The organism is Limnothrix sp. FACHB-406 (assembly GCF_014698235.1).
Taxonomy (GTDB): domain Bacteria; phylum Cyanobacteriota; class Cyanobacteriia; order CACIAM-69d; family CACIAM-69d; genus CACIAM-69d.
This window is the reverse complement of record NZ_JACJSP010000017.1, coordinates 1-24,612: the sequence shown is the minus strand read 5'-3', so window position 1 is coordinate 24,612 and position 24,612 is coordinate 1. Positions and strand designations below refer to the sequence as shown.

Genomic DNA, 24,612 nt, shown 5'->3' with positions numbered 1-24,612 from the left:
CCCTGTAAATGCCGCTGAAATGGTTGATGCGGATATTCGATCGGGGGCGATCATTGTTTTGGATCACAGCCACGTACCCGCCACCCCAGAAGGGGCAGAGGTGATCCAAGGCTTGAGCAAAAACCCTAAGCAGTTGTCTCCCAAGTATTTTTATGACGATCGGGGATCGCAACTCTTTGAGGACATTTGCCAGCTTCCGGAATATTATCCAACCCGTACAGAAGCTTGGATTTTGCAAACCTATGCCACCGAAATTGCTGCAATCACCGACAGCCACGAACTGATTGAATTAGGCAGCGGCAGTTCCACCAAAACTCGCTTACTGTTGGATGCCTATCGATCGCTCTGGGCCGATCGCCCCGACACTTGCCACTATCTCCCGGTGGATATTAGTGGCGGCATTTTGCACAGCAGCGTGGTGCAACTGCAATCGCAATATCCTGAATTTCAGATCCAGGGACTATTAGGAACCTATGACCAAGCCTTGGACTATTTAGCCCACAGCAATGAGCGATCGCGCCTATTGTTTTTCCTGGGCAGTTCGATGGGAAATTTCTCCCCCGCAGACTTCAACAGCTTTGTCGATCGCGTGGCCCAATCGCTCAAGCCCGGTGACTATTTCCTGTTAGGAGTTGACCTCGAAAAAGACCTGGAAATCCTCAAGGCAGCCTATAACGATTCTCAGGGAGTGACGGCCGCCTTCAACTTGAACATGCTGGCTCATTTGAACCGGCGTTTTGGGGGCAATTTTGATCTCGATGCTTTCAGTCACGAAGCGGTTTATAACACCGCAGACTCGCAAATCGAGATGTATCTCCATTGTCACCGCGATTGCCAAGTGCAGTTCGATCGCCTGAATTTTGTCGCCAACTTCCAAGCCGGGGAGTCGATTTTGACGGAACTTTCCCGCAAATTCCGGCTCGATCGCTTGCCCCAACAGCTCGCAGAGCGCGGCCTCACCACCGTCAAAACCTGGAGCGATCCACAGCAATGGTTTGGACTGCTGTTGTGTCAAGCTACCAGCTCGTAGATTCTTGTTCTCCTTTCTTCAAACGTCAATCAAGCTCATGTGATTGATAGTCTAGTTGACAGTCAAAACTATCAATCATCCATCGAGACTTGATTGGATCCCCAAGGAAGTCAAGGCATTTTCTTAGGCGAACTGCTAAATTGAGAGGGTGAACGTTTTTGCCCTCTCAGTTTGCTTGTTTCCGTGAGGTACAGCGATGACAGTGGCCCGGGACAATTTGGCAACGTTGTATGAGTGCGATTACGCCCTTTGGTTAGACGCAACAATCGAACAACTGCGCCGCCGTGACTACGGCAATGTGGATTGGGATAATTTATTAGATGAATTAGAGTCAATGGCCCGCAGCGATAAACGTGCCATTAAACATAATTTGGTGGTGATTCTTGTGCATCTTTTAAAGTGGCAATTTCAGCCTGAGATGCGATCGGGAAGCTGGGCAGGAAGCATCACGGAACACCGAACCCGAATTCAGTCCCTATTAGACGATTCCCCTAGCCTCAAAAATTTCCTAACTGAGGCCCTAGATTGGGCCTATCCCAGAGCACGTCGGCAAGCCAGTGATGAAACAGAATTACCGATCGAACAGTTTCCAGAAGCTTGTCCCTACCAACTTTTTGAGGTATTAAACGAAAATTTTCTACCCCAATAAGCCTCTTTCAAAAAATCAAGCCTCATCCGCATTGACCTATTTTTATCCTCTGATTTCATCTGATTTCAACGGAGAAAAATTGGGCGGCTTTCATTGGGTAACTGACTAAAAACTGCTGGATAGAAGCTGGCTGGCATTATTCAGTGCCGTGGCGGCGTTGATGCCAGTGCCAAGCATGGGACACGATCGCCTCTAAATCTGGGTACTCCGGTTGCCAGCCCAAAACCGCCTGGGCCCGATCGCTGCTGCTGACCAACACGGGCGGATCACCAGCCCGGCGATCGCGCTCCACCACAACGATCGGGCGTTGGGTCACCTGGCGAGCAGCAGCGATCGTTTCCTTCACGGAAAATCCGTTGCCATTACCCAAATTAAATGCCGTGGATTCGCCGCCGTTCAGCAAATATTCCAACCCCAACACATGGGCGTGGGCCAAGTCGTTCACATGGACATAATCCCGAATGCAAGTGCCGTCGGGGGTGGGGTAGTCCGTGCCGAAAATGGCGATGTTGTCCCGCTGGCCCAGGGCCGCCAGCAAAATCAGTGGAATCAGATGGGTTTCCGGCTGGTGATCTTCGCCCAGGTTGCCGGAGGGGTCGGCTCCGGCAGCGTTGAAGTAACGGAAGATGACCGATCGCAATCCATAGGCCAGGTCAAAATCCCGCAGCATCCGCTCGACGGTTAATTTAGACTCCCCATAGGGATTAATCGGCTGTTGGGGATGATCTTCGGCAATTTTGGGGGTTTGGGGTACGCCATAGGTGGCCGCCGTGGAGGAAAACACGAAATGGGGCACTTGGGCCGCCACCATGGCTTCCAACAGGGTCAGGGTTCCCACCACGTTGTTGCGATAGTATTTGGCGGGATTGGCAACGGACTCGCCCACGGCAATGTAGGCGGCGAAGTGCAGCACGGCTCCAATCTGGCGCTGGGCAAAGAGTCGATCGAGTAAGGCCCGATCACCAATATCACCCACAATCAACTCAGCCTTTAGCACCGATTCCACAATCTCGCGGTGGCCGTAGCCCAAATTATCCAGCACAACCACCGGATAGCCAGCCTGTTGAAGCGCTAGAACGGTATGGGAGCCGATGTAGCCAGCGCCGCCGGTCACGAGAATGGTGGGTTTTGAGCAAGCGTCGGTCATGGGGGGCAGCGACGGGAATTACGGGGCGATCGCCATGAGAATTTTAGCCATTTCTTCTACCTTTCCTTATCCGCCCAGCAAAGGCGGCACGGAAATTCGGACTTACAACCTGCTGGCCCGTTTGGCCCAGCGCCATGCGGTCACCATTGCCACCCAGCGCCATCCTAGTGTCACCGATGACCATCTGGCCGCGCTTCGGGCAACTGTTCAGGAGGTGATGGTGTTTCCGCTGCCACCGGATCCGGCCGCCAGCCGCAGTCCGCGCCAGTTGGCCCGCAAGGTGAAGCGGTTTGGGCAATCTTGGCTGAGGGGCACGCCGCCCAATGTGTTGCATCGCTTTTCGCGGCCGATGCAGGCTTGGATTGATCAACAAATTGCGGCCGATCGCTTTGATGTGGTCACCTGCGAGCACAGTGTGAATGAAATCTATGTGCGGCCCGATTGGCAGCGGCGCTACCCCAAACTGCGATCGATTGTGGATGTTCACAGCTCCGTTTACGGTTGGGCCAAGGGGCATCTGGATTTGGGTGCATCTCCCCACCCCACGCGCGATTGGCTGTATTTGCCCTTGCTCGCCCGCTACGAGCGCCGCTACGCCAACAAATTCAGCGCGATCGTCACCACCACGCCCGACGATCGGGACTACATGGCCCAATTTGCGCCCCAAGTGCCCGGTTTCGTCATTCCCAACGGGGTGGACTTGGCCCTGTTTCCGCTGCGCGATCGGGATCCCGGGGGTTATGAATTGGTGTTTGTGGGCGCAATGGATGCCACCCACAACATCGATGCGGTGAAGTTTTTTGTGAATGCCGTTCTGCCACCGCTGCGATCGACCTATCCCGCCGCCACCTTTCGGATTGTGGGGGCCCGGCCCAGCGCTGAGGTGTTGGCCCTGGGCGATCGACCTGGCGTAGTGGTCACTGGCCCTGTGGATTCCATGGCCGCCGAGCTACATCGGGCCTCCGTTTGCGTCGTGCCCCTGCGCACCGGGCTGGGCATCAAAAACAAAACCCTCGAGGCCATGGCGGCCGGCGTACCCGTGGTGGGGAGCGATCGGGGACTCGAGGGCTTGACGATCGACCAACCGCCCTTAGCCTTACGGGCCAACCAACCCGCTGAATACATTGCCGCCATCGGTCGGTTGTGGGAATCTACGGAGTTGCGGGCCCAACTCTCCCAAGCGGCCCGCGCCTACGTGGAGCGCGACTTTAGCTGGGACCAAGCCGCCCAACATTACGAAGCTGTTTTACAAAGCTCCCCACAACAGCCAACTTTCACCTCTTTTTCCCTATAAGGGCGATAGGGTCAACTTCGGCGGCCGGCTGCAACGGCCAGCAACATTGTCAGCAATCAATGATGGAATTAGGTATTAATAATGATCAGTAGTCAATGATTTAAATTCATACTCTGGTGATAGTTTATACCCAAATCCTTCTTGATTGAATTTGATCGCCTTTGCCCCTTGGAATACTTTAGGAGAATCGCAGGGAATGCTTAAATAGAATTATCAACCCCACCAGCTCAAGAATTTTCAACGATTGCTCAATCATCACGGTTAATTTTTAAAAACAGAGCAGGATTCTCGGAACAATTGCGGTTCACAAAGGAAGGTTTCTAAAAGGCTTCAAGCATTAAGGCTAGGGCTGAGATCAAGATTTGAACAGAAGTTTGGGGTGAACCTAAATGGATTTCAACCAAGCTCAAATCCGATCTAAAACATAGATCCGATTGGTTCAAGACGTGAGAAAATTCTGTTGACTGAAAAATTCAGCATCCTCGATCAACAGACCGCCCCGCTAGCCAGATCAGTCAATGCTGAGGGATCAGCCAAACGCTCATGGAGCAAATTTTGATCATTTTGTGATGGTCAAGCCATGGTTCTCAGTCATTATCCAAACCTGATGTTCAAACCCTTTTAGGTATCTTGCAAATTGGCGTTCCGGGTTCTGGGTCAACGCTCGGCCGATGGTGATTCAGTGTTTAAGGGAATGGATCCCCGCGTTCTTTACATCCAATGACCAACGTTGCTGCGGCTAATGCATCACCCTTTTTGGGCCAATTATTGGTCTTGGAACCTGATGAAACGGATCAGTTAAAATTTGCTCGCTGTTTTCAGCACTGGCCCTGGCTGGGTGAAGGGCATGTGGTGGCTTCCATGCAGGCGGCGATCGCCCATTTGCGTCGGCAACCGGTCGAGATGGTGTTGCTCAATGGCTGTGCGATTCCCCCGATCGAGGCGGTCTTGGAACCGTCGGCAGGGACTGAAAGCTGTCCCGCCAACAAGCCTGAAGACTTGGCCGATCGCAGCCCCCAGCCCAGCGATCGCCCCGTAACCCCGATCGCGCAGGATCAACCCGACCTCCTCGACCAAGCCGCACCCAGCTTTCGGGAACTCTTGCAGCTCATGGAAGCCCAGGCGGTTCTCTGGCTGGTGATGGTTCCAGCGGATGCCGCAGATGTGGCCTTGGCACTGGTGCAACAGGGCGCTGCCGATTATGTGGTGAAAGATGCCGCTGGAGCCTATCTCAAGCTATTGCCAATTACCTTACAAAAAAGCTGGCAAACCTATCAGCAACAACGCCAATTACAGTGGCTGAATCATACGGTTCAAAGTTTACCCGATGGTGTGTATGTGGCCGATGCCGGTGGGCAATTACTGTTTACCAATGACGCGCTAAAAGCAATTTGCGCGATCGAGCAGCAAAACCTACAAGGGCAACCCATCACCACCCTGGGCCAGCCCGCTTTGACCCGTTGGGTGCAACAACAGGCCCCGATCGCCTCCGATCTACAGCAACCCTATCACCGCCGGGATGTGGAATTAGCCATCCAGCAGCCCGATCGGCCAGCCCTCAGCATGTTGCTCTCGGAAACCTTTATTGATGATGGTTGCCAAGCCATTCGGGTGGGCGTGCTGAAAAATGTGCATTTCCTGAAGGAAGTACAGTCTTCAATTCACAATGTTCAAAGCAGCTTAAATAGCATTATTCAATCTCGAACCAATCAGCTTCAGGAGGCGATCGGGGAGTTACATCGCGAAAACCAAGAACGTATTAAATCAAAAATTTCGCTGCGCCTCAGTCGCGATTTTATTAATCGTCAACAGGTCTTTTTACGATCTGTTATTGACAACAATCCCAATTTAATTTTCGTCAAAGATTGGGAGGGTCGGTATGTGCTCGCCAATCAAGCCATGGCGGATTATTACGGAACCACCGTTGATGAACTGCTGAATAAAACTGACGAAGAATTACTAGGGCCCTCGGAAGCCAATGCTCGGTTTTTGAGCGAAAATCGCTTCGTCATTGAAAATCGCCAGGAACTCTTCTTGCCTGAGGAAATGGTGATTCGCCGCAAAATTGCTCAGTCAGATGTTCAGCCAGACTCGATCGCCTCAGTGGAGCAGGATGGTGCCCTCCTCGATGCTTCCCCAGAATCTGACTTAGGAACCAACACCCTAGGAACTGCCTTGGAAATCAATTTATCGGGGGCTGGTGGTTCCTCTGGGGCAGATTCCTGCAACGGCCAAGTTGATGATCCATTTGGAACCAATCCAGACATTCAATGGCTGCAATGGCACAAGTCACCGATTTTTCTGCCCGCCAAGGGTGAATATGGAGTCTTGGGCGTAGGGGTTGATATTACGGCTCGCAAACAGGTGGAACTGGCCCTGGCGGAACAGGAAAAAAGTCTTTCGACCCTGGTGGCCAATTTGCCCGGCTATGTTTATCGAGTGGCTAATAATCCTGAATACTCCGCGCTTTTTGTTAGCGATGGAGTAACGGCCATCACGGGCTATGAAACTCATGAATATTTAGTCGATCGCACCACCAGTTGCGGTCAAGAAATTCACCCCGAAGATGCCGATCGCGTTTGGGAAATTGTCCAAGCCGCCATTCAAAAGCAAGAACCCTATGAGTGCGAATATCGCATTCTCACCAAGTTTGCTCAAGAAAAGTGGGTTTGGGAGCGGGGTAGCGGTGTTTATTCCAATGAAGGAAAATTTCTGTTTTTAGAGGGATTCGTCACGGATATCAGCGATCGCAAGGCTGCGGAACAGAACCTGCGCCAACTGAGCGATCGCCTGCAAGAGTCCCAGCGGATTGCCAAGCTCGGCAATTGGCAAATAGATTTACGAAGCAACAAGCTCTATTGGTCTGAGCAAGTTTTTGAGATTTTTGAAGTGGATGCACAGCAATTTGATGCATCCTATGAAGCCTTCATGGCCGCTGTTCATCCTGACGATCGGGAAATGGTCGATCGAGCCTATGAGCGCCACTTAGTCAATCATGAACCCTATTCCGTCACCCATCGGTTGCTGTTGGCAGATGGGCGGATTAAATATGTCCATGAGCAATGCGAAACAACCTATGACGAGGATGGCACGCCCCTTTATTCCCAAGGCACGGTGCAGGATGTTACCGATCAATATTTGGCAGAAATGGCCCGAGAACAGGCCGAAAAAGCTTTGCATCAAGTGATTGAAGGCACGGCCACGGTAACCGGAGCACAGTTTTTCCCCAACTTGGTGCGGCATATTGCGGAAGCCCTGAATGTGGATTATGTGGTAGCCACGGAATTACGGGGCGATCGATTACAAACCCTTGGTGTTTGGGTTGATGGTCAACTGGGCGACAATTCCAATTTGGACTTAGAAAACACACCCTGTTCCTACATTTTGGAGCATGGCGAACTCTATTGTGAAACCGGCGGACAGTCCTGTTTTTCCATTTCCCATTCCCTCTTTCCTGGGGCAGTGAATGGGCTGTTGGGCGTTGCTTTACAGGATGATCAAGGACAGGCGATCGGCAGTCTTTGCATCCTAGATCAACAACCCTTTTCTGAAGAAAAACACCAACAAGCCATGGCCCTTTTGCGGGTGTTGGCCTCCCGGGCAGGGGCCGAACTTCAGCGCAAACAGGCCAACGATGCCTTGGAGCAACTGAACCAAGACTTGGAAGCGAGGGTATTGCAGCGCACCTTGGAACTGCAAGCTCAAGAAGCGCAACTGAGGGATTTGTTTGACAATGCAACGGATTTAATTCAACGAATTGATCCCCAAGGGCAAATCTTGTTGGTCAACCGGGTTTGGAAAGAAACCTTGGGCTATGGCGATGAAGATTTAAATGATTTGTCAATCTTTCAGGTTGTCCATCCTGCGGACTTAGAGGACTACCGCCAATATTTAGATCGCCTTTGCGCCGGGGAAGCTTCTTTAGACATTGAAACTCGCTTTCTCAGCAAAGATGGCCAAGAAATTTTGTTGGAAGGAAATGCCAACTGCGATTTTCAAGAGGGGAAACCGATCGCCATTCGCAGCATGTTTCGGAATGTGACTGAGGGCAAACAAACCCGCAAAGCACTTCAAGAATCGCAGCAATTCTTGCAAACGGTTTTGAATACATTTCCGCTCTTTGTGTTTTGGAAAGATCGCAATTCGGTTTACCTGGGGTGCAACCAAAACTTTGCGGCGGCGGCGGGGCTGCCTTCACCGGAGGCGATCGTGGGCAAGACAGATTACGACTTGCCCTGGGGAGTCAGCGAAGCCGAGCTATACCGAGCGGACGATCGGGAAGTGATTGAGTCTGGCATGGCCAAGCTACATCTCATTGAGTCCCAAAAACAACTGGATGGCTCCCTGATCCAGATTGAAACCAACAAGGTTCCGCTCCGGGATTCGTCAGGAACGGTGATTGGGGTTTTGGGCATCTATCAAGACATTACCGATCGCCAAGCGGCGGAATTACAGTTGCAACGAACGAATCAACAACTGTTGCGAGCAACGCGCTTAAAAGATGAGTTCATGGCCAATATGAGCCACGAATTGCGCACGCCGCTGAATGCCATTTTGGGGATGACCGAAAGCCTGCAAGAGGAAATTTTTGGGCCAATTACGCCCCAGCAGGACTATGCGCTCAGGACGATCGACCAAAGCGGCACACACCTGCTGGAACTCATTAACGACATTTTGGATATGGCCAAGATTGAGTCTGGCCAAATGGAGTTGGATTGGTCAATCACGGACTTGGTGCCCATGTGTCGATCGAGCCTGGTTTTTATTCAACAGCAGGCCACAAAAAAACGGATTGAACTGAACCTCAACAGCCCGGAAAACTTGCCCAATCTGTGGGTCGATGAACGACGACTGCGCCAGGTGTTGATTAATTTGCTGAGCAATGCGGTGAAGTTCACGCCGGAAGGGGGCAAAATTACCCTTTCGATCGCCGTGACCAGCGAATCGTTAACCGCCGCCTCGGAATTTGTGCGATCGCGCTCTCTGTCCAAAATGCATCTCCAGGGCCTGGTTCAGCAGCCCCCAGCCCCCACCGCGCCCGCCAACCAACCCACAACCTTCGTGCGCATTGCCGTAGCCGACACCGGGATTGGCATTGCCGCCGAAAATTTACCCAAGCTCTTTCAGCCCTTCATCCAAGTGGACGGGGCCTTGAATCGCCAATATGACGGCACAGGATTGGGTTTGGCGCTAGTGAAGCAAATTGTGGAACTGCACCAGGGCTGTGTGGATGTGGTCAGCGAAGTGGGAGTGGGCAGTTGCTTCACGATCGAACTTCCCCTGCTGGCCCCGCCGCCCCACCAGATCCCCTAGGCAAGGCGCAAATCAGCAAGGCGCAAGACCGCCAGCCGGACGGCATCCGGCCCCGACGCGATCGACATCAGCCCAGTGACCAGCCCAAGTGATCAGACCGATCATTAACCCTAAATTCCAGCCCCATCAAAGAACTCTTCCAAGGCTCGATCGCTCAACCGGCAACGCTTTCCCGCCGGGTCATCACCACTCACAAGATTGAGCTGGCCCAGTTGGCGTTGGGCCGCCGTCACCTCCGCGGCCACCTTGGCAATCCGTTCCCAATCGCAAAGGGTCAAGTCTTCGCAAGGGCGCTCCGGCGCACCCACGGCCACCGGCACTTGGGCCCGTTCCGCTTCCATTTCCTCAATCCGCCGCTCCAGGGTTTCGATGCGATCGAGCAGGGCCCGAATCGCCTGGGCTTCCGAGTCCGGCAGCTTGCCATGCTCCAGTGGATCTACCCGCACACCCGATCGATAGACCACACGACCAGGCACACCCACCACCGTGCAATCGGCAGGCACATCCCGCAAAACCACGGAACCAGCCCCAATGCGCACATTTTCGCCAATATTCAGATTGCCGAGCACCTTAGCCCCAGCTCCCACCACCACGTTGTCACCCAAGGTGGGGTGGCGCTTGCCGCTTTCCTTGCCCGTGCCCCCCAGGGTCACGCCCTGGTAAATCAAGCAATAGTCGCCCACAATCGCCGTTTCACCAATCACAACGCCCATGCCGTGATCGATAAACACACCTTGCCCGATCGTTGCGCCCGGGTGAATTTCAATCCCGGTCAACAGTCGTCCAATGTGGGAAATCAGCCGAGGCACAAAGGGTAATTGGCGCTGTTGCAGCCCATGGGCCAGCCGATGGAGGATCAACGCTTGCAACCCCGGATAGCAAAAAAGCACCTCTAGCCAATTGCGGGCGGCGGGGTCACGATCGAAGATGATGCGAAAGTCAGCAATGAGAGCGTTTAGCACGGTTGGGCGGCCTGAAAGCTTCAAGGTTGTGTTGCATCGATTACAAAATCACTTTTAATCCTACTGCCTACCGACCGAGACGCGGGGGGGTGGGGCCACCGAACCCCAACCGAAGCATTGGGGAATATATTTTGGCTCAGGTTTTGGCTCAGGTTTTGGCTCAGGCCCCAGACTCCACCCAGCGCCATGCTCCCCGGGAATCGGTTGGCGAACTGAGCGATCGGGACGAAACATTTCAGTTGCGGCAGCCATGACCCATTCAGCGTCACCAGAATTGCGGTTTTTAGGGTCAGGGTTTGGTAAACTTTGCGACTTTCAAGGCCTTCAAATACGGACATTTGGATACTGATCATGTTGCCGATCGCACCCAATTAGGCAATCAACTGATGGATTATATTGTTGATTATTGATTGCATTTCTTAACGCCATTTCAAGAAAGCACCTGATAGATTGGGATCGACTTTGACGACGGCCTTCGCCTTCCAAAATGACACAAAAAAGATAGTGAATTCACGTTTCATCCCTCATGAATCGTTAAATTTATCCATCTTTCAGGGTTTGCATCAATCCATTGAGGTTACAACCAAGCATAATCAGCCCACGGCGTAGGGCTGTTGCGGTTGGAGCTGCCCTAAAATTCGTAATCAATGAATTTTCCACTGCCCTCTCCTCACTCGACGGCAGCGATGTCCCACTCCACGATGAAGATCCAGATCAAGGGGCGATCGCGCTGGCTCGGCTATTGGCAACAACGCATCAGCAATTGGCACTTCAGCCAAAAGATTGCGTTGGGCTATATCTTGGCGATCGCCACGGGGGTTGTTGGCTCCTTGGCCGGCATCGCCCTGGCGGATCATTTCCAAGGGCGCGGGGTGGCCCAACTGCACGACGCAACCACACAAGTTCAATTACTCAGTGATTTACGCAGCAACTTGCAGGCGGCTCGCCTCGCCATTGATGAAGCGGGGGATGATGAAATTCCCGCCGCACAACGGCAACTGTTCCAGCAGGATGCGATCGCGGCCATCCAAGCAGCCCGCGACTTAGCCAACGAGCTAACCGCCTATCTCAAGCAAAATCCCCAATGGCTGGCCGATCGCCCCGATCGCCTGTTGCACTTGGCCAATCAAAGCGTGGCGGATCTTCAGGAATATGCCAATCAGCAAATGCTGATGCAGCAGGCGGACGAGGCCAATCAATCGGCCGCCCAAAAGGAAGCCAAAGAGGCAGCGGAGGCCCTGGAGTGGAAAGCGCTGGCCGGGGCCGATCGCGCCCTGTCCCGGCTGGTGATTATGGCCCATGGGCAAGCGGAACAGGCGGAAGTTTTGCTCGAAGAGGCCCAAGGTCTGGAAAAAGGCGTTGTGATCCTGAGCCTGTTGCTGTCGGCGGCGGTGGCGGGGGTGATTGCGATGCGAGTCACGCGGGCGATCGTCAATCCCCTGGTGCGGGCGGCCACGGTGGCCCAAGGGGTGGCGGAAACCGGCGACTTCAGCCAACGGGTGGGCATCACCAGCCAAGACGAGGTGGGATCCTTGGCCCAAGCCCTCGATACGTTGATTGAGCGGGTGGCCGAACGCAATCAGGAATTGGCGGACGCGGCGGATTTTGCCAGCTCCCAAGCCCGCACCCTCTACAGAACTCTGATGGATTTGCGCCGCACCCAAGCGCAACTGATCCAAACGGAAAAAATGTCGCTCCTGGGGCAGGTGGTGGCCGGGGTGGCCCACGAAATCAATAACCCCACCAGTTTTATCTACGGCAACCTAATCCATGTCACGGAGGGGGTGAGCCATCTGCTGGAGTTACTGACGCTGTATGAGGCGGGCCATGGCCCCCACAGTCCAGAGATTCGATCGCTCGTGGAACAGTTGGATTTGGAGTTTGTGCGGGAAGATTTGCCGCAACTGATGGCTTCCATGCGATCGGGCGCGGAACGCATCCGGGCGATCGTCCTGTCGTTGCGGTTGTTTGCCCGTTTGGATGAGGCGGAGGTGAAGGCGATCGACCTGCCCCAAAGCCTGGACAGCGTGCTCACCATTTTGGGGTCGCGCCTCTGTGCCCAAGCTCACCGCCCGGCCATTGTGGTGCAGTTGGACTACGGATCTTTGCCCCCGATCGAGTGCTATGCAGGTCAGCTCAATCAGGTGTTAATGCACATTTTGACGAACGCGATCGATGCGCTGGATGAGGCCTTCCGCCAACAGCCCGATCGGCTCTTGACCCTGAAGCTCACCACCCGCACCCTTGACCCGGATTCGGTCAGCTTGGCGGTCACCGACAGCGGCTTGGGCATTCCCGTCAGTGAACAATCGCGGATTTTTGAGTTGTTTTACACAACCAAACCCGTGGGCAAAGGCTCGGGCATGGGTCTGGCGATCGCCCAGCAGGTGATTGTGGAAAAGCACGGCGGCACGATCGATTGTGAATCGGGCGATTGGGGAACGACGTTTACGCTGAAGTTACCGATTCGACTCGCGATCGCCGATCCAGCCCAACCGCAAGCAGCCCCTTTAGCCGCAGACGATCCAGCCCCGATCGAACCACTCGCGAGCGACGGCTTAACCAGGCCCTAGGGAGTCGTCACCGGTTCCGGCGCTTCCGGAGCCGACAACAGCGGCGAATCTCCGTGATAGGCCCGCAACAACAGCGTTTTCAGCTCGCTGATCATCGGGTAACGGGGATTCGACACCGTGCATTGATCGTCAAAGGCGCGATCGGCCACATCGTCCAACTTCGCCAAAAACTCCGCCTCGCTAATTGACGTGGCTTCCCGGATCGATCGGGGAATTCCCACCTGCTGCTTCAGCGCCTCGATCGCCCCAATCAGTCGATCGATCTTCTCGTCCTCCGTCGTGCCCCCCAAGTTCAAATAGTCCGCAATCCGGGCGTAGCGCCACTTGGCATTCGGATACTTGTATTGCGGGAACGCCGCCTGCTTAAAGGGCGCATCCGTCGCGTTGTATCGAATCACGTGGGAAATCAACAGCGCATTGGCCAGGCCGTGGGGAATGTGGAACGTGCCGCCAATTTGGTGGGCGATCGAGTGGCAAATCCCCAAGAAACCATTGGCAAAGGCCATCCCCGCCATCGTCGCCGCGTAGTGCATCTTTTCCCGCGCCTTCGGATCCGCCGCCCCGTGCTCATAGGCCGAGGGCAGATATTTGAAAATCAGCCGAATCGCCTCCAGGGCCTCGCCGTTCGTGAACTCCGAAGCCAACACCGACACGTAGGACTCCAGGGCGTGGGTCAAGGCATCAACGCCCCCAAAGGCCGTCAGGGACTTGGGCATATCCAGCACCAATTGCGGATCGCAAATGGCCATGGTCGGCGTGAGGGCGTAGTCCGCCAGGGGGTACTTGATCCCCGTGCGCTCGTCCGTCACCACCGCGAAGGGCGTAACCTCCGACCCCGTGCCCGAGGTGGTGGGAATCGCCACTAGGATGGCCTTTTGGCCCAAAGGCGGCAGCTCATACACCCGCTTGCGGATGTCCATGAACCGCATCGACAGCCCCTCGAACTCAATTTCGGGATGCTCGTACAGCAACCAGGCAATCTTGGCCGCGTCCATCGGTGAGCCACCCCCGATCGCGATGATCGTGTCCGGATTGAACGATCGCATCTGTTCCAAAATCCGGTTCACCGTTCCCAGACAAGGATCCGGCTCCACATCGTAAAAGGTGTCGTACTTCAGACCAATATCATCCAGGACGCTTTCCAGACCCGCCGTGATCCCCAGGTTGTAAAGGGGTTTGTCGGTGATGATGAACGCCCGATCGCGCCCGGCCAGCTCTCGCAGCGCCACCGGTAGCGAGCCATATTTGAAGTAGATTTTCGGCGGAATCCGGAACCAGAGCATATTTTCCCGCCGTTCCGCCACGGTTTTGATGTTCAGCAGGTGGCGCGGTTCCACGTTCTCACTGATCGAGTTGCCACCCCAAGTGCCGCAACCGAGGGTGAGGGACGGATCCAGCCGGAAATTATAGATATCCCCGATCGCCCCTTGGGATGAGGGCGTGTTGATCAGCACCCGCGCCGTTTGCACCTGATCCTCAAACTGCTTGATTCGGTCGCGGTTGTCCGGCGACGTGTAGAGCACCGCCGTGTGCCCCCGCCCCGCAAACATCACCAGCGACTCACTCAGCTCCACCGCTTGGGCAAAATCCGCCGCCCGATACATGGCCAGTACTGGCGACAGCTTCTCATAGGAGAACGGCTCCTCTGGCCCCACCACGCTCGCCTCCCCGACGATCAGGCGCGTGCCCGGTGGCAGTTGAATATCGGCCATCGCCGCAATCTGTTCCACCGATTGGCCGACGATGTTCGGGTTCAGCCGCCCATCAATCAGGATTTGCGCGCCCATCCGGACTTTCTCTTCGGGGTTCAGGAAATAGGCTCCCCGATCGCGAAACTCCTGCTTCACCTGTTCATAGACCGCATCCACCACCACCACCGATTGCTCGCTGGCGCAGATCATGCCGTTGTCAAAGGTTTTGCTGAGAATAATCGACGACACGGCCATTTTCAGGTGCGCCGTTTCGTCAATCAGGGCCGGCGTATTCCCCGCGCCCACACCCAAGGAGGGATGGCCCGACGAGTAAGCAGCCCGCACCATGCCCGGCCCGCCCGTGGCCAAAATCAGGTTCACATCCGGGTGCTGCATCAACTGCTGCGACAGGGGCACGGTCGGCTGATCAATCCAGCCAATGATGTCCGGCGGGGCCCCGGCTTCCACGGCCGCTTGCAAAATCACCCGCGCCGCCTCGATCGTGCAGTCCTTGGCCCGGGGGTGGGGCGAAAAGATAATCGCGTTGCGGGTTTTCAGGGCAATCAAGGCCTTAAAAATCGCCGTCGAAGTGGGGTTCGTGGTGGGCACAATTCCCGCCAAAATCCCCACGGGTTCGGCAATGCGCTGAATCCCAAAGGCCTTGTCCTCTTCGATCACCCCGCAGGTTTTCTCGGCTTTGTATTTGTTGTAGATGAATTCCGAGGCGAAGTGATTTTTGATCACTTTGTCCTCGATCGTCCCCATTCTCGTTTCGGTTACCGCCAGCTTGGCCAGGGGGATGCGGGCCGCGTTGGCCGCCAAGGCTGCTTTTTTGAAGATCAAATCCACCTGCTCTTGGCTGAAGGTGGCATAGGTGCGCTGTGCGGCTTTGACCCGCGCAATTAGGGCTTCGAGTTCGCGATCGTTGGTAACGGTCATAACGCACCTCGCAGGAATGGCGTTCTGTTTTTACGCTAGGTTGATCCCCTTGTTTTGGTTAGATTTGTTGACAAGTTTTTAGGTTTTGCTCACCCGAATTGCAACGAACCTTTACGAAGTCTCACAGAACGCTCGGCCGCCGATCGCTCAAAACCATCATTTAGCTCGGTGACCATTCCCCTAGTCCAACAGGCCCGATCGCTCCAAAATCCATTGACTCCACAGGCTCGATCGCTCCAACACCACCTGACGGCGATCGGCATTTGGCCACAGCACCGACCACTCCGCCAACCACTGAACAATCTGCCGCTGAATCGCCACCAGCTCGATCGCCACCGGTAAATCGGTCTCGGGGGCTGCCCATTCAATAAACCAACCACTTTCCCGCAGCAAACTGGAAATGAGCTACCCATGATCAGGATTTTTGCCAAAGGATTTGACCCGCGCCAAATTTGCCGCAATGCCACCTAAACGCACCGCCAAACTATCACGCATATACCGATCGCGCCGCCTTAGAAAATCATTCATGAATCTCAGCTTATGACTCGGGCTGTTCTAGACCCAGGCGATCGTAAGCATCCGCCAAACTCAAGCGCGATCGATCCGTCTTGCGCTCTTGCAACAGGGCCATCAGTTCTGGATTTTGCGTAATTTGCTGAACCTCCGTGGTCAAATCCTCGGCCGAATTTTGCAATCGCTCAACGGAGGTCAACACAAATTCGCGACCATCGGGCAGCTTCAAAAGCAGAACATCATCTTGAGCTTGGGCAAAGAGATTCAGAAGAAACTGAATAACATGGGTTAGATAAATTACTTTCATCAGTTGTAGAGCTTTTACAGTTTTTACCTAAAACGGTTTTTACCTAAAACGGTTAGTACGCCGTATTGCAGGTGCTATGAAGCAATTATTAGGTGGGCAGTGCCCACCCTACAGGCGACAGGCTTGCATCAGTTTTAGGGCTTACTTCAAATAAAGAATTGATTACGAACTTTTTCATTGGATCAATACTCATTGTGATGGAATCGATCGCCAGTTACCATTGATTGTTATGGATAGCTAGCGATCACTCCATCACGTCACCAGCAAGCAGATTTAAGCGATGTCGGCGAGGGCGGCAATATTGACCAGGGCGGTGTTGGGGCAGGCACGCTTCAGCAACCCCGTCAGCACCTTGCCCGGCCCCACCTCGATCGCCTCCGTGCAGGCCACCTGGTTCAACATCACCATCGTTTCCCGCCAGCGCACCGAACCGGTCATCTGCTTCGAGAGCCGTTCTTTCAAAGCTGCGCCGCTGGTTTCCGGGGTGGGGTCAGTGTTGGAGAGCACCCCGATCGCCGTGTCCGCAAAATCCGTGGCCGCCAAAATTTCGTTAAATTCCGCCGATGCTTCCGCCATGTAGGGCGAGTGGAACGCACCGGACACGGCCAAGGGCACAGCCCGCTTGGCTTTGACGCTGCCCAGGATCGCATCCACCGCCTCGGGCGTTCCGGAAATTACCACTTGGGCATCGCTGTTGTCGTTGGCCAGCACCACACCCTCGGTAGCGGCGATCGCCTCGGTTAGGGCCGGGCGGTTGAAGCCAATCATGGCCGCCATCTTGCCGCCGGAAGCCGCTTGCATCAACTCTGCCCGCCGCTTCACCAACTTCAGACCCGCTTCAAAGCTGAAGGCCCCGGCCGCGTAGAGGGCCACGTATTCCCCCAGGCTGTGACCCGCCACCAAATCAGGCGATTGACCGGCGGCTTTCAGCGCATCAACCAAGATCGCCTCGATCGCGTAGAGGCAAGGCTGGGTGTATTGGGTTTGGGAGAGTTGCGCTTCGTCGCCGTTGCAGACCTCCGCCACCGACCAACCCAAAATTTCATCCGCGATCGCCAACTTCGCTTGGGCGGCCGGCGAGTCGAGCAAGTCGGCAGTCATGCCAACGGCTTGGGAGCCTTGGCCCGGGAACATCCAGAGGGTTTTTGCCATTGTGTTTGCTGTGCTTCGCATCGGTATAGACAAGGTGCTTATACCAAGCGGCCGGCCCGTTGCGCTAGCGGGGAATTTCCGGCAATCCGCCCCTGATGGCGGCCGCTGGGAAATCGTGACTCTAGTCATGGGCACTGATGACCGGCGGCAGTCGTCGCGATGGGGGCGATGTTTTTAGAGTGATGGCGTGGCATTTGATCCCGGTTTGGGCAACGTCGATGCAACCTGCGATTCGGTTCAAGTTTCAGCAATGGCGGCTGTGGGCCGGGGGCCTCGGGGCCCTGGGCCTGTTGGGCACGATCGCCCTGGTGATCCCTCACCCAGCGCCTGCCCCCAAGGTGGATCTTGCCCAGGACACAACCCTGGTTCAGCGGCAAGATTTGGTGGTGCAAGTGCAGGCCAATGGGGTGGTGCAGCCCCTGCGTAAAGTCAACTTGGCCCCCAAGGAGGCCGGCAAGGTGGCGGCCTTATTTGTGCGCGAGGGCGATCGAGTGCAGCCTGGGCAAGTGGTGGCCCAAATGGACGGCGAACAACTGCAAGCGCAGGTCAAACAATCTCAAGCGGGCCTGGCGCGATCGCAGGCGGAATTGCAACTGAAACTCGCGGGGAATCGCCCTGAAGACATCACCAAAGCCCAAGCCGAGGTGCAACGGCAGCAAGCCCAGTTGCAAGAGGCCGAAGGAAAGTGGCAATTAGCCACCCAAAAACTCCAGCGCCGCCAGCTTTTGGCCAACGAAGGCGTACTGAGTCAAGATGCCTTGGATGAGACCTTGACCGAAGCCCGCAACGCCAGCGCCACCGTGGAGCAAGCCAGAGCCAGCTTGGCCACCGCCGAACAGGAATTCCATAAACAGCGCCAGGGGTTTCGCGCCGAGGAAGTTGCCCAAGCCCGCGCCCAAGTCGCAGAAGCGCGATCGCAACTGCAAGTCGTGCGGATCCAGCTACAAAACACGCTGATTCGATCGCCCTTTGGAGGAGTCATCACCCGTCGATTTGCCGATGTGGGGGATTTTGTGGCACCCACCACCACCGCATCCAGCAGTGATGGGGCCACCTCTGCCGCCATTGCCGAACTCTTCAGTGGTTTAGAAGTCGAAGCCAAAATTCCCGAAACCGCGATCGGTCAAATTCGCCAGGGCCAAGCCGTCGAAATTCGCAGCGACAGCTATCCCGATCGCACGTTTCAGGGGCGGGTCAAGCGCATTGCCCCCCGAGCTGTGCCAGAAAACAACGTCACCACCTTTCGCATCAAAGTTTCCCTGCAAACGGGCCTGGACATCTTAAAAGCCGGCATGAACGTCAAGTTAGCGTTTTTGGGCCAGCCAATTCGGAATGCGCTGGTAGTGCCGCTCGCGGCCCTTGTCACCCAAAAGGACGGCCGCAAGGGCGTATGGCGACTTGTGCCCAACCAGGAAGCACGCTTTCAAACCGTGGAAATCGGTGCAGAAAGTGGCAGCCAAGCCCAGGTGCGATCGGGCCTGCAAGCGGGCGATCGAATTTTGCTGAGTCCCCCAATCAACCAAGTGATTCCGGGTGTTGATAATCCCGAAGGAAGCGGCTTCTAATGAACCCTCTAGATACGCTCAACATGGCGATCAGCACCCTGGTCAGCCATCGAATGCGGAGCCTGCTGACCATGCTGGGCATCGTGATTGGCAATGCTTCAGTGGTGGCCACCGTGGGGCTGGGTGAAGGGGCCCAACATTTCACCGCAACTCAGGTGGAATCCTTGGGTGCGAACTCCCTGTACGTTTTTTTAAGTGAACAACAAAGCAAGGAACTGACCGGTGAAGTGCCGCGCTTGTTGCTGTCCGAAGCTGACTTGATCGCCGCCCAAGCACCGGCCGTCCAATGGGTGTCACCGACGATTTCGAGTTCCTTGGCGATCGGCCATCGCAGTCGCACCGTGACGGCAACGGTGCAGGGAGTCACGCCCGACTTTCTCAAAGTGCGGAATATCCGCATGGCCCAGGGGATTTTTTGGGATGAGGCTGCCCAACGTCAGGATCGCAAGGTGGCGGTGTTGGGTGGGGAGCTGGCCCGGAAACTGTTCGATCGCACCAACCCGATCGGCCAAGAAATTCAAATTAACAATCAGAGCTTTCAGATCATTGGCATCATCCAAAGAAAAGGCGCATTTCTCGGTGTGAATCCCGATGCCAATGCCTTCATTCCAATCACAACCATGGCCCATCAAGTCGTGGGGCGACGAGTTCCCCAAGGACTGCTGATCGATGAAATTGAGATCACTGCCCGCGACCAAGCCCAGATTCGATCGGCTGCTTTTCAAGTCACGAATCTGTTGACACGCTTGCATGGCAAACAGGATTTCTCAGTGGTGGCGAATAAATCCATTCAGGATTTGTTAGGGCAAATTACCAGCGCGTTGGGGACAATGCTCACCTTAATTGCGGGGATTTCCTTGCTGGTGGGCGGCATTGGGATCATGAACATCATGTTGGTTTCCGTCGCCGAGCGCACCCAGGAAATTGGTCTCCGCAAGGCGATCGGCGCTCCCCCCCAGGCGATCTTGCAGCAGTTTTTAATTGAAGCCACGATCTTGGCTGTGGCCGGCGGTGTCGTGGGCATTTCCCTGGGCGCGGGCGGGATGGCCCTGATCGGCACTTTGACTCCTTTCAAGCCCACCGTTCCTGTGCCGGTCGTGGTGGTGGTCACGGCTATTTCCGGTGCGATCGGTCTGGTTTTTGGCGTGGTTCCGGCTCGTCAAGCGGCCCAGCTCGATCCGATTACAGCCTTGAAAACGTCCTAGTGCAATGCCGGCAAATGACGCGATCGCACCATTTTTCAATGGACTTCAATCACGTTAAATCATTCTCCAGTGGGAATTACTCACTGTATTTCAGGATGAAAGCTCTACGCAGCTACTTTGGTTCCTCTTTCTTTAAGTTACGGCCCATGATGCGCTATGCGGAATGGGTCTTGCTCTTAATGTATGGCTTGGCCTATGGCATTGATTGGTATTTTTATAAATTGCCGACCTTGCCCGATTTATTCAGCAAGGTTTTGGTGTTTGTTACCATCTTTTGGTTGCTGAGTTGGTTTTTTCCAATCAAGCAACCTCACTGGGTGCGATACGTCTATATTGGACTAGAAATTTCGCTGGTTCTAGTGGCGCAATTGTTACTAGTCGATTTGCATCTGCTTTTATATTTGATCTTAATCAAGAGTTGTTTTTTATTTAATCGAAAAACCATTGTCTATCTCGTGGCAGGATCAGGAATTAGCTATTTGCTCTGTATCTGGTGGACGATTCCTATCATTGAAAAGTTATTCATTGAAACCACCCGATCGCAACAGTGGGAGGAGATTTACAAGCCACAGGCGATTATTTTGTCGAGTTCGGTGGAATATATCAGCATCAGTGCGTTGGTGATGCTGATTGGCTTTTTGATCATGGCGGAGCGTCGCAGCCGCCAACGATCGGAAGCCCTAGCCCAAGCGATCGAAACCCTAGCGGCGGATTTGGAGCGATCGCGCATTGCCCGCGAAATTCACGACTCCTTGGGCCATTCGCTGACCACCCTGCGCCTACAACTCGAGTTAGTGCAAGTGATGCAAGGGCGCGATCGCGATCAAGCAGCTACCGCCCTCAACCATGCACAAACCTTAGCCAGTCAATGCTTAGAGGCGGTACACCAAGCGGTTCAAACCACCCGTGATCCCTCTTTTCAGCTCGATGTGGCCTTGCAGCGGTTAATCAATCAAATTCACAACACCCAATCCCTGGTGATTACCTCAAGACTGAACCTACCGGCGATCGATATCCAAACCAGCCATCAGGTTTATTGCATCATTCAAGAAGCCTTAACCAACGTACAAAAACATGCGCGGGCTTCGAGGGTGAATCTGCTGAGTCACTACACAGCATCCACGCTCAACTTGGAAATTATGGACAATGGCCAAGGCTTTGATCGGGGCGCGGCCACGACTGGTTATGGATTGCGCGGCATACGAGAACGAGTGCAGCTTCTCGGCGGGCAGTTTGCGATCGCCAGCACACCGGGAACAGGCACCACCCTCCGCATCACAATTCCCCGATCATGGGGATTAACCCCCGAGGATTGAGCCGCTATGATTCGGCTGCTATTGGTTGATGATCAAGATCTCTTTCGGCAGGGCTTGGCCACGTTGCTAGCCCTAGAAACGGATCTCGAAATTGTGGGTCAAGCGGACAATGGCCAGACGGCGATCGCCCTGGCCGAGCAACAGCAACCCGACATTATTTTGATGGATATTGAAATGCCCATTTGTAATGGAATTCGGGCAACGCAGGAAATTCATCAGCGATTTCCTTGGATTCGCATTTTGGTGCTGACCACGTTCGATCGCGAGGATTATATTTGGCAATCACTCCAGGCAGGAGCTTTGGGCTATATCCTCAAAAACGCCCCTTCCAAACAAGTGGCCGATGCAATTCGCAGCGTCCACCATGGCTATAGTCAACTAGGCCCGACGATCGCCCCGAAAGTTTTCGCGCATTTAACCACCCATCCACCAACCACCCCGGCTGACCTGACCCAGCGTTTTAGCGATCGCGAATTGGCGGTGCTCAGGCTGCTGGGCGAGGGCAAAACCAATCAGGAAATCGCCCAGATTTTGTATTTAGCCCACGGCACTGTCAAAAACCACATCAGTCGCATTTTGAGTGAACTACAGGTGACCGATCGCACCCAAGCGGCCCTCTGGGCCCAACAGCACTACCGACGCTGAATACCTAGCCCCTTAGCCCGCCGACTGAGCGGGCCACGATCCACCGCTCATTGGCCTTTAGCGGGGGATTTCCGGCCAGGGCAGGGGGCGGCTGTCGTTGCTGAGGTCGGAAGCCTTGAGGGCCACGGGGCGACCCTTGAAGGCCACAAAGGTGGCCCGATCGCCCGTCCCCGATCGCCGCAATTGCTCGAATTTTTCCACCAGCGGCGAGTGACATTCGTAAATCGATGTAAAGCCACAGTGCTGCATCAGGTTAAACAGCGACGGGCGCGTTAACCAAAAGCTGTAGTCGTTGTCCAAAGAAGCCCAAAGAATTTTCAGGCGATCGTCCGTGGAAGCTTCCGGCGCGTGTTCCACATAGCGACAACCGGCCAGGGTCAACCCGGCGTAGTCGTGCTGCTCTTCGGCGGTGCGGCTGACGTGGGTATCGACGATCGCCAGCTTGGTGCAAACGGAGCCGATTTGCTCCATGAACCGAAACACGTCCGGCGCGTCCAGGTGGTAATAAATCCCCAAGCACAGAACCACATCAAACTGGCCGTAGCGCTCCACGGACAGGTTGCGCACGTCGTCGCAGTAAAAGTCGATGTTGCTCAGGCCCAGGCTTTCTTTCACAAAGCGCGCCTTGGCCAAATTGGCTTCGCGCCCTTCAATGCCCACCACCTGTGCGCCCTGCATGGCCAACTCCAGGCCATACATCCCCTCCAAACAAGCCAAATCCAGAATCCGCAACCCTTCCACAGAACCGCCGCACCAGTCCATGACAATTTGGGTCATGCGGCGCAGCTTTGGTTCCGAGGGGGTCGGGGTTGGGGCGATCGTGTAGCACCCGTCAGCAAGGCGCATGTTGTGGTTCGTCCAGTCACCAAACTCCGCAATGACTTGGGCTTTGGCGGCTTCAAGGGCGGCGATCGCGTCGGGGCTACTCACGGTCATGGACAAGACATAGCAACATCGCCCTCAGAATATCGGCATCGCGGCTAGGGGTTTGGTGCGCATGTGCCAACTTGGGCAGTTGCAACGGTTTTCCGTCGTCACATCCCAGGTCAGCGCGGTAAAATAGAGAGCGAGAGGCGAACGTCGGCTCCATGCCGTGTGTTTAGGTTTTACCTAGACCTAGCCTCTCTCATTTTTTCAGCCGTTAGCGGATTCCTATCGCTGTACCACTCTCCATAATCTTTATGGCGTTTATCGTCTAGATCCATAATCAGCCGATATTTAGGGGCAAGCGGTTTAAAAAATCGATCTTCTTCGCGCTCATAGAAGCGTTGCAGCGCCCACAAATAGTAATCAATAATTTGCAAGCCTGGACTCTGAGACGGGTATGTTGACTCGATTGAAATTAACCCGTTAGCGCTAATATTCCACCTGGATTCAAAGTTTTTGCGAGCTTGGTTAATTGCTTGTCCTAGTGCTTCTTCGCGGGCTTCTTTGCCGCGTCGTGCAATGGTGATGTTAATGAAATTCGCTTTGTGCAGTCGATCTTTAAATAGGCGCTTAATCAAGTCATCGTAAATCGAATTTTGTTGCAATTTTTTATTCAGGTTCTTGAAATTATCTTGCGCTCGTTGGGCAATTTCAATCTTGCTACGAATTGCAACATAGATTTTGACATCGAAGGACTGCATTAATTCAAAAACTTGCTCTCGAATTTCTGCATAGTCATCTTTTGCGTGAAAGGTGACTACTGTTTTTTGGGCTTGCGGTTGCATGGAGGGAATGTCTTTGTAGCGCGGATTATTTATTAATGCCAACCGCAAGCTCTCCAACTCCCTAGCAACGACTTCAGGGTCAGCAATCTGGGCAATGCCTACCATGAAAAACCGAGAAGCCCCTGGCTGACCAATGATCACTCGCCCTTTTTTATTAAAGAACGTTAAATCGCCTGCTTCATCAACAAAGTAGTGGTGTGTTTCCGAATCGATAGTCATGAAAAAAACGCTTGAAGATTGACTCACTTCAAAGAGCTTGGATGATGAAAAGCTCAATGACTAGCCATGTCTGATGTTACCAAGAAGCAGAAGTGTTGAATGACAGATTCAGGTTATAAAAAAGGGGTAAGAAGATGTAATTCTTACCCCAAACAATCAAAAAGTAATACACCAATGTTACGCTCATTCTCTCAAATCGTCAAACCTATTCTCAAAAGCTTACCTGAGCATGATTACCCAGTGCTCAGCAGTCGGAGATTTTTTGAGATCTGGTTGACTTTCATTCTTGATCAAGGTTTGATGAGCATGAGAGACCTATTTTTCAAGCTCAATCACACCGGTATCTCAGTAGACATATCAACGTTTTCCAAGGCTTGTAA

Annotated in this window: 19 protein-coding genes and 1 pseudogene; 11 read left to right on the top strand and 9 right to left on the bottom strand. The window is 54.2% G+C overall.

The features are described 5' to 3' along the window. Window positions 1-19: 19 nt before the first annotated feature. Both egtD and H6G53_RS14865 read left to right on the top strand, forming a co-directional pair. Window positions 20-1,030 carry an L-histidine N(alpha)-methyltransferase gene (egtD, locus tag H6G53_RS14870; RefSeq protein WP_190534379.1) on the top strand — a complete coding sequence of 337 codons (1,011 nt, stop codon included), beginning with the start codon at window positions 20-22 and terminating at the stop codon, window positions 1,028-1,030. Window positions 1,031-1,226: 196 nt separating this feature from the next. Then, entirely contained in the window at window positions 1,227-1,679 is a 453-nt protein-coding gene (locus H6G53_RS14865) for a DUF29 domain-containing protein (RefSeq protein ID WP_190534287.1), read from the top strand. Between the two features lie 136 nt (window positions 1,680-1,815). On the opposite strand, the gene galE is transcribed toward H6G53_RS14865, so the two are convergent. Then, window positions 1,816-2,826 carry a UDP-glucose 4-epimerase GalE gene (gene galE / locus H6G53_RS14860; protein ID WP_099531619.1) on the bottom strand — a complete coding sequence of 337 codons (1,011 nt, stop codon included), beginning with the start codon at window positions 2,824-2,826 and terminating at the stop codon, window positions 1,816-1,818. Between the two features lie 34 nt (window positions 2,827-2,860). On the opposite strand from galE, the gene H6G53_RS14855 reads away from it, so the two are divergent. Further along, window positions 2,861-4,120, top strand: a complete 1,260-nt coding sequence (locus tag H6G53_RS14855; RefSeq protein ID WP_190355893.1) for a glycosyltransferase family 4 protein — start codon at window positions 2,861-2,863, stop codon at window positions 4,118-4,120. Window positions 4,121-4,840: 720 nt separating this feature from the next. Beyond that, window positions 4,841-9,433: a PAS domain S-box protein gene (locus H6G53_RS14850; protein ID WP_190534284.1), complete on the top strand. Its 4,593-nt coding sequence runs from the start codon at window positions 4,841-4,843 to the stop codon at window positions 9,431-9,433. Between the two features lie 110 nt (window positions 9,434-9,543). On the opposite strand, the gene cysE is transcribed toward H6G53_RS14850, so the two are convergent. Then, window positions 9,544-10,395 carry a serine O-acetyltransferase gene (gene cysE, locus H6G53_RS14845; RefSeq protein WP_099531674.1) on the bottom strand — a complete coding sequence of 284 codons (852 nt, stop codon included), beginning with the start codon at window positions 10,393-10,395 and terminating at the stop codon, window positions 9,544-9,546. Between the two features lie 89 nt (window positions 10,396-10,484). On the opposite strand from cysE, the gene H6G53_RS14840 reads away from it, so the two are divergent. Both H6G53_RS14840 and H6G53_RS14835 read left to right on the top strand, forming a co-directional pair. Next, on the top strand, window positions 10,485-10,649 hold the full coding sequence (locus H6G53_RS14840; protein ID WP_190534281.1) for a hypothetical protein: 165 nt from the start codon (window positions 10,485-10,487) through the stop codon (window positions 10,647-10,649). 447 nt (window positions 10,650-11,096) lie between these two features. Next, window positions 11,097-12,968, top strand: coding sequence for a sensor histidine kinase (locus tag H6G53_RS14835; protein ID WP_190534278.1), 1,872 nt, complete (start codon window positions 11,097-11,099; stop codon window positions 12,966-12,968). Here the strand turns inward: H6G53_RS14835 and adhE are convergent. The 5 genes from adhE to fabD form a co-directional block, all read right to left on the bottom strand. Next, complete coding sequence (gene adhE / locus H6G53_RS14830) at window positions 12,965-15,598, bottom strand: bifunctional acetaldehyde-CoA/alcohol dehydrogenase (protein ID WP_190534273.1); 2,634 nt, start codon at window positions 15,596-15,598, stop codon at window positions 12,965-12,967. The two genes, H6G53_RS14835 and adhE, sit on opposite strands and share 4 nt — an antisense overlap. 180 nt (window positions 15,599-15,778) lie before the next feature. Continuing rightward, the gene (locus tag H6G53_RS14825; RefSeq protein WP_190534270.1) at window positions 15,779-15,991 is read right to left on the bottom strand and encodes a hypothetical protein; all 213 of its coding nucleotides are present in this window, start codon (window positions 15,989-15,991) and stop codon (window positions 15,779-15,781) included. A 12-nt stretch (window positions 15,992-16,003) separates the two neighbouring features. Next, window positions 16,004-16,126: a hypothetical protein gene (locus H6G53_RS19025; RefSeq protein ID WP_255512379.1), complete on the bottom strand. Its 123-nt coding sequence runs from the start codon at window positions 16,124-16,126 to the stop codon at window positions 16,004-16,006. 10 nt (window positions 16,127-16,136) lie between these two features. Beyond that, window positions 16,137-16,418 (bottom strand): hypothetical protein, encoded by a 282-nt coding sequence (locus tag H6G53_RS14820; protein ID WP_099531626.1) that lies wholly within the window; start codon window positions 16,416-16,418, stop codon window positions 16,137-16,139. A gap of 273 nt (window positions 16,419-16,691) precedes the next feature. After that, on the bottom strand, window positions 16,692-17,570 hold the full coding sequence (gene fabD / locus H6G53_RS14815) for an ACP S-malonyltransferase (RefSeq protein WP_190534267.1): 879 nt from the start codon (window positions 17,568-17,570) through the stop codon (window positions 16,692-16,694). Between the two features lie 218 nt (window positions 17,571-17,788). Between fabD and H6G53_RS14810 the strand changes: the two genes are divergently transcribed. From H6G53_RS14810 to H6G53_RS14795, 4 genes are all read left to right on the top strand, one after another. Next, window positions 17,789-19,135: an efflux RND transporter periplasmic adaptor subunit gene (locus tag H6G53_RS14810; protein ID WP_190534264.1), complete on the top strand. Its 1,347-nt coding sequence runs from the start codon at window positions 17,789-17,791 to the stop codon at window positions 19,133-19,135. Next, on the top strand, window positions 19,135-20,340 hold the full coding sequence (locus H6G53_RS14805; protein WP_190534260.1) for an ABC transporter permease: 1,206 nt from the start codon (window positions 19,135-19,137) through the stop codon (window positions 20,338-20,340). The genes H6G53_RS14810 and H6G53_RS14805 overlap by 1 nt, the downstream gene beginning before the upstream one ends. Before the next feature lie 95 nt (window positions 20,341-20,435). Next, on the top strand, window positions 20,436-21,656 hold the full coding sequence (locus tag H6G53_RS14800) for a sensor histidine kinase (protein ID WP_190534257.1): 1,221 nt from the start codon (window positions 20,436-20,438) through the stop codon (window positions 21,654-21,656). 6 nt (window positions 21,657-21,662) lie between these two features. After that, window positions 21,663-22,301, top strand: a complete 639-nt coding sequence (locus H6G53_RS14795; protein WP_099531630.1) for a response regulator transcription factor — start codon at window positions 21,663-21,665, stop codon at window positions 22,299-22,301. Between the two features lie 57 nt (window positions 22,302-22,358). Here the strand turns inward: H6G53_RS14795 and H6G53_RS14790 are convergent, their stop codons facing one another. Together H6G53_RS14790 and H6G53_RS14785 are read right to left on the bottom strand one after the other, a co-directional pair. After that, window positions 22,359-23,237, bottom strand: a complete 879-nt coding sequence (locus H6G53_RS14790) for a bifunctional 2-polyprenyl-6-hydroxyphenol methylase/3-demethylubiquinol 3-O-methyltransferase UbiG (RefSeq protein WP_190534254.1) — start codon at window positions 23,235-23,237, stop codon at window positions 22,359-22,361. 170 nt (window positions 23,238-23,407) lie between these two features. Continuing rightward, a complete protein-coding gene (locus H6G53_RS14785) occupies window positions 23,408-24,232 on the bottom strand; it encodes a DUF3800 domain-containing protein (RefSeq protein WP_190534251.1) in 825 nt (274 codons plus the stop codon). A gap of 174 nt (window positions 24,233-24,406) precedes the next feature. Here H6G53_RS14785 and H6G53_RS18585 point away from each other — a divergent pair. Then, window positions 24,407-24,612: pseudogene (locus H6G53_RS18585) on the top strand (IS4 family transposase); the annotation flags it as partial.

What these genes read in the sequence shown, in the direction of transcription:
- H6G53_RS14855 (WP_190355893.1), top strand. Translation starts at nt 2,861, where the DNA reads ATGAGAATTTTAGCCATTTCTTCTACCTTTCCTTATCCGCCCAGCAAA.
- H6G53_RS14835 (WP_190534278.1), top strand. Translation starts at nt 11,097, where the DNA reads ATGAAGATCCAGATCAAGGGGCGATCGCGCTGGCTCGGCTATTGGCAA.
- H6G53_RS14790 (WP_190534254.1), bottom strand. Translation starts at nt 23,237, where the DNA reads ATGACCGTGAGTAGCCCCGACGCGATCGCCGCCCTTGAAGCCGCCAAA.
- H6G53_RS14850 (WP_190534284.1), top strand. Translation starts at nt 4,841, where the DNA reads ATGACCAACGTTGCTGCGGCTAATGCATCACCCTTTTTGGGCCAATTA.
- fabD (WP_190534267.1), bottom strand. Translation starts at nt 17,570, where the DNA reads ATGGCAAAAACCCTCTGGATGTTCCCGGGCCAAGGCTCCCAAGCCGTT.
- H6G53_RS14820 (WP_099531626.1), bottom strand. Translation starts at nt 16,418, where the DNA reads ATGAAAGTAATTTATCTAACCCATGTTATTCAGTTTCTTCTGAATCTC.
- egtD (WP_190534379.1), top strand. Translation starts at nt 20, where the DNA reads ATGGTTGATGCGGATATTCGATCGGGGGCGATCATTGTTTTGGATCAC.
- H6G53_RS14805 (WP_190534260.1), top strand. Translation starts at nt 19,135, where the DNA reads ATGAACCCTCTAGATACGCTCAACATGGCGATCAGCACCCTGGTCAGC.
- galE (WP_099531619.1), bottom strand. Translation starts at nt 2,826, where the DNA reads ATGACCGACGCTTGCTCAAAACCCACCATTCTCGTGACCGGCGGCGCT.
- H6G53_RS14800 (WP_190534257.1), top strand. Translation starts at nt 20,436, where the DNA reads ATGAAAGCTCTACGCAGCTACTTTGGTTCCTCTTTCTTTAAGTTACGG.
- H6G53_RS19025 (WP_255512379.1), bottom strand. Translation starts at nt 16,126, where the DNA reads ATGAATGATTTTCTAAGGCGGCGCGATCGGTATATGCGTGATAGTTTG.
- H6G53_RS14795 (WP_099531630.1), top strand. Translation starts at nt 21,663, where the DNA reads ATGATTCGGCTGCTATTGGTTGATGATCAAGATCTCTTTCGGCAGGGC.
- H6G53_RS14785 (WP_190534251.1), bottom strand. Translation starts at nt 24,232, where the DNA reads ATGACTATCGATTCGGAAACACACCACTACTTTGTTGATGAAGCAGGC.
- H6G53_RS14810 (WP_190534264.1), top strand. Translation starts at nt 17,789, where the DNA reads ATGCAACCTGCGATTCGGTTCAAGTTTCAGCAATGGCGGCTGTGGGCC.
- H6G53_RS14865 (WP_190534287.1), top strand. Translation starts at nt 1,227, where the DNA reads ATGACAGTGGCCCGGGACAATTTGGCAACGTTGTATGAGTGCGATTAC.
- adhE (WP_190534273.1), bottom strand. Translation starts at nt 15,598, where the DNA reads ATGACCGTTACCAACGATCGCGAACTCGAAGCCCTAATTGCGCGGGTC.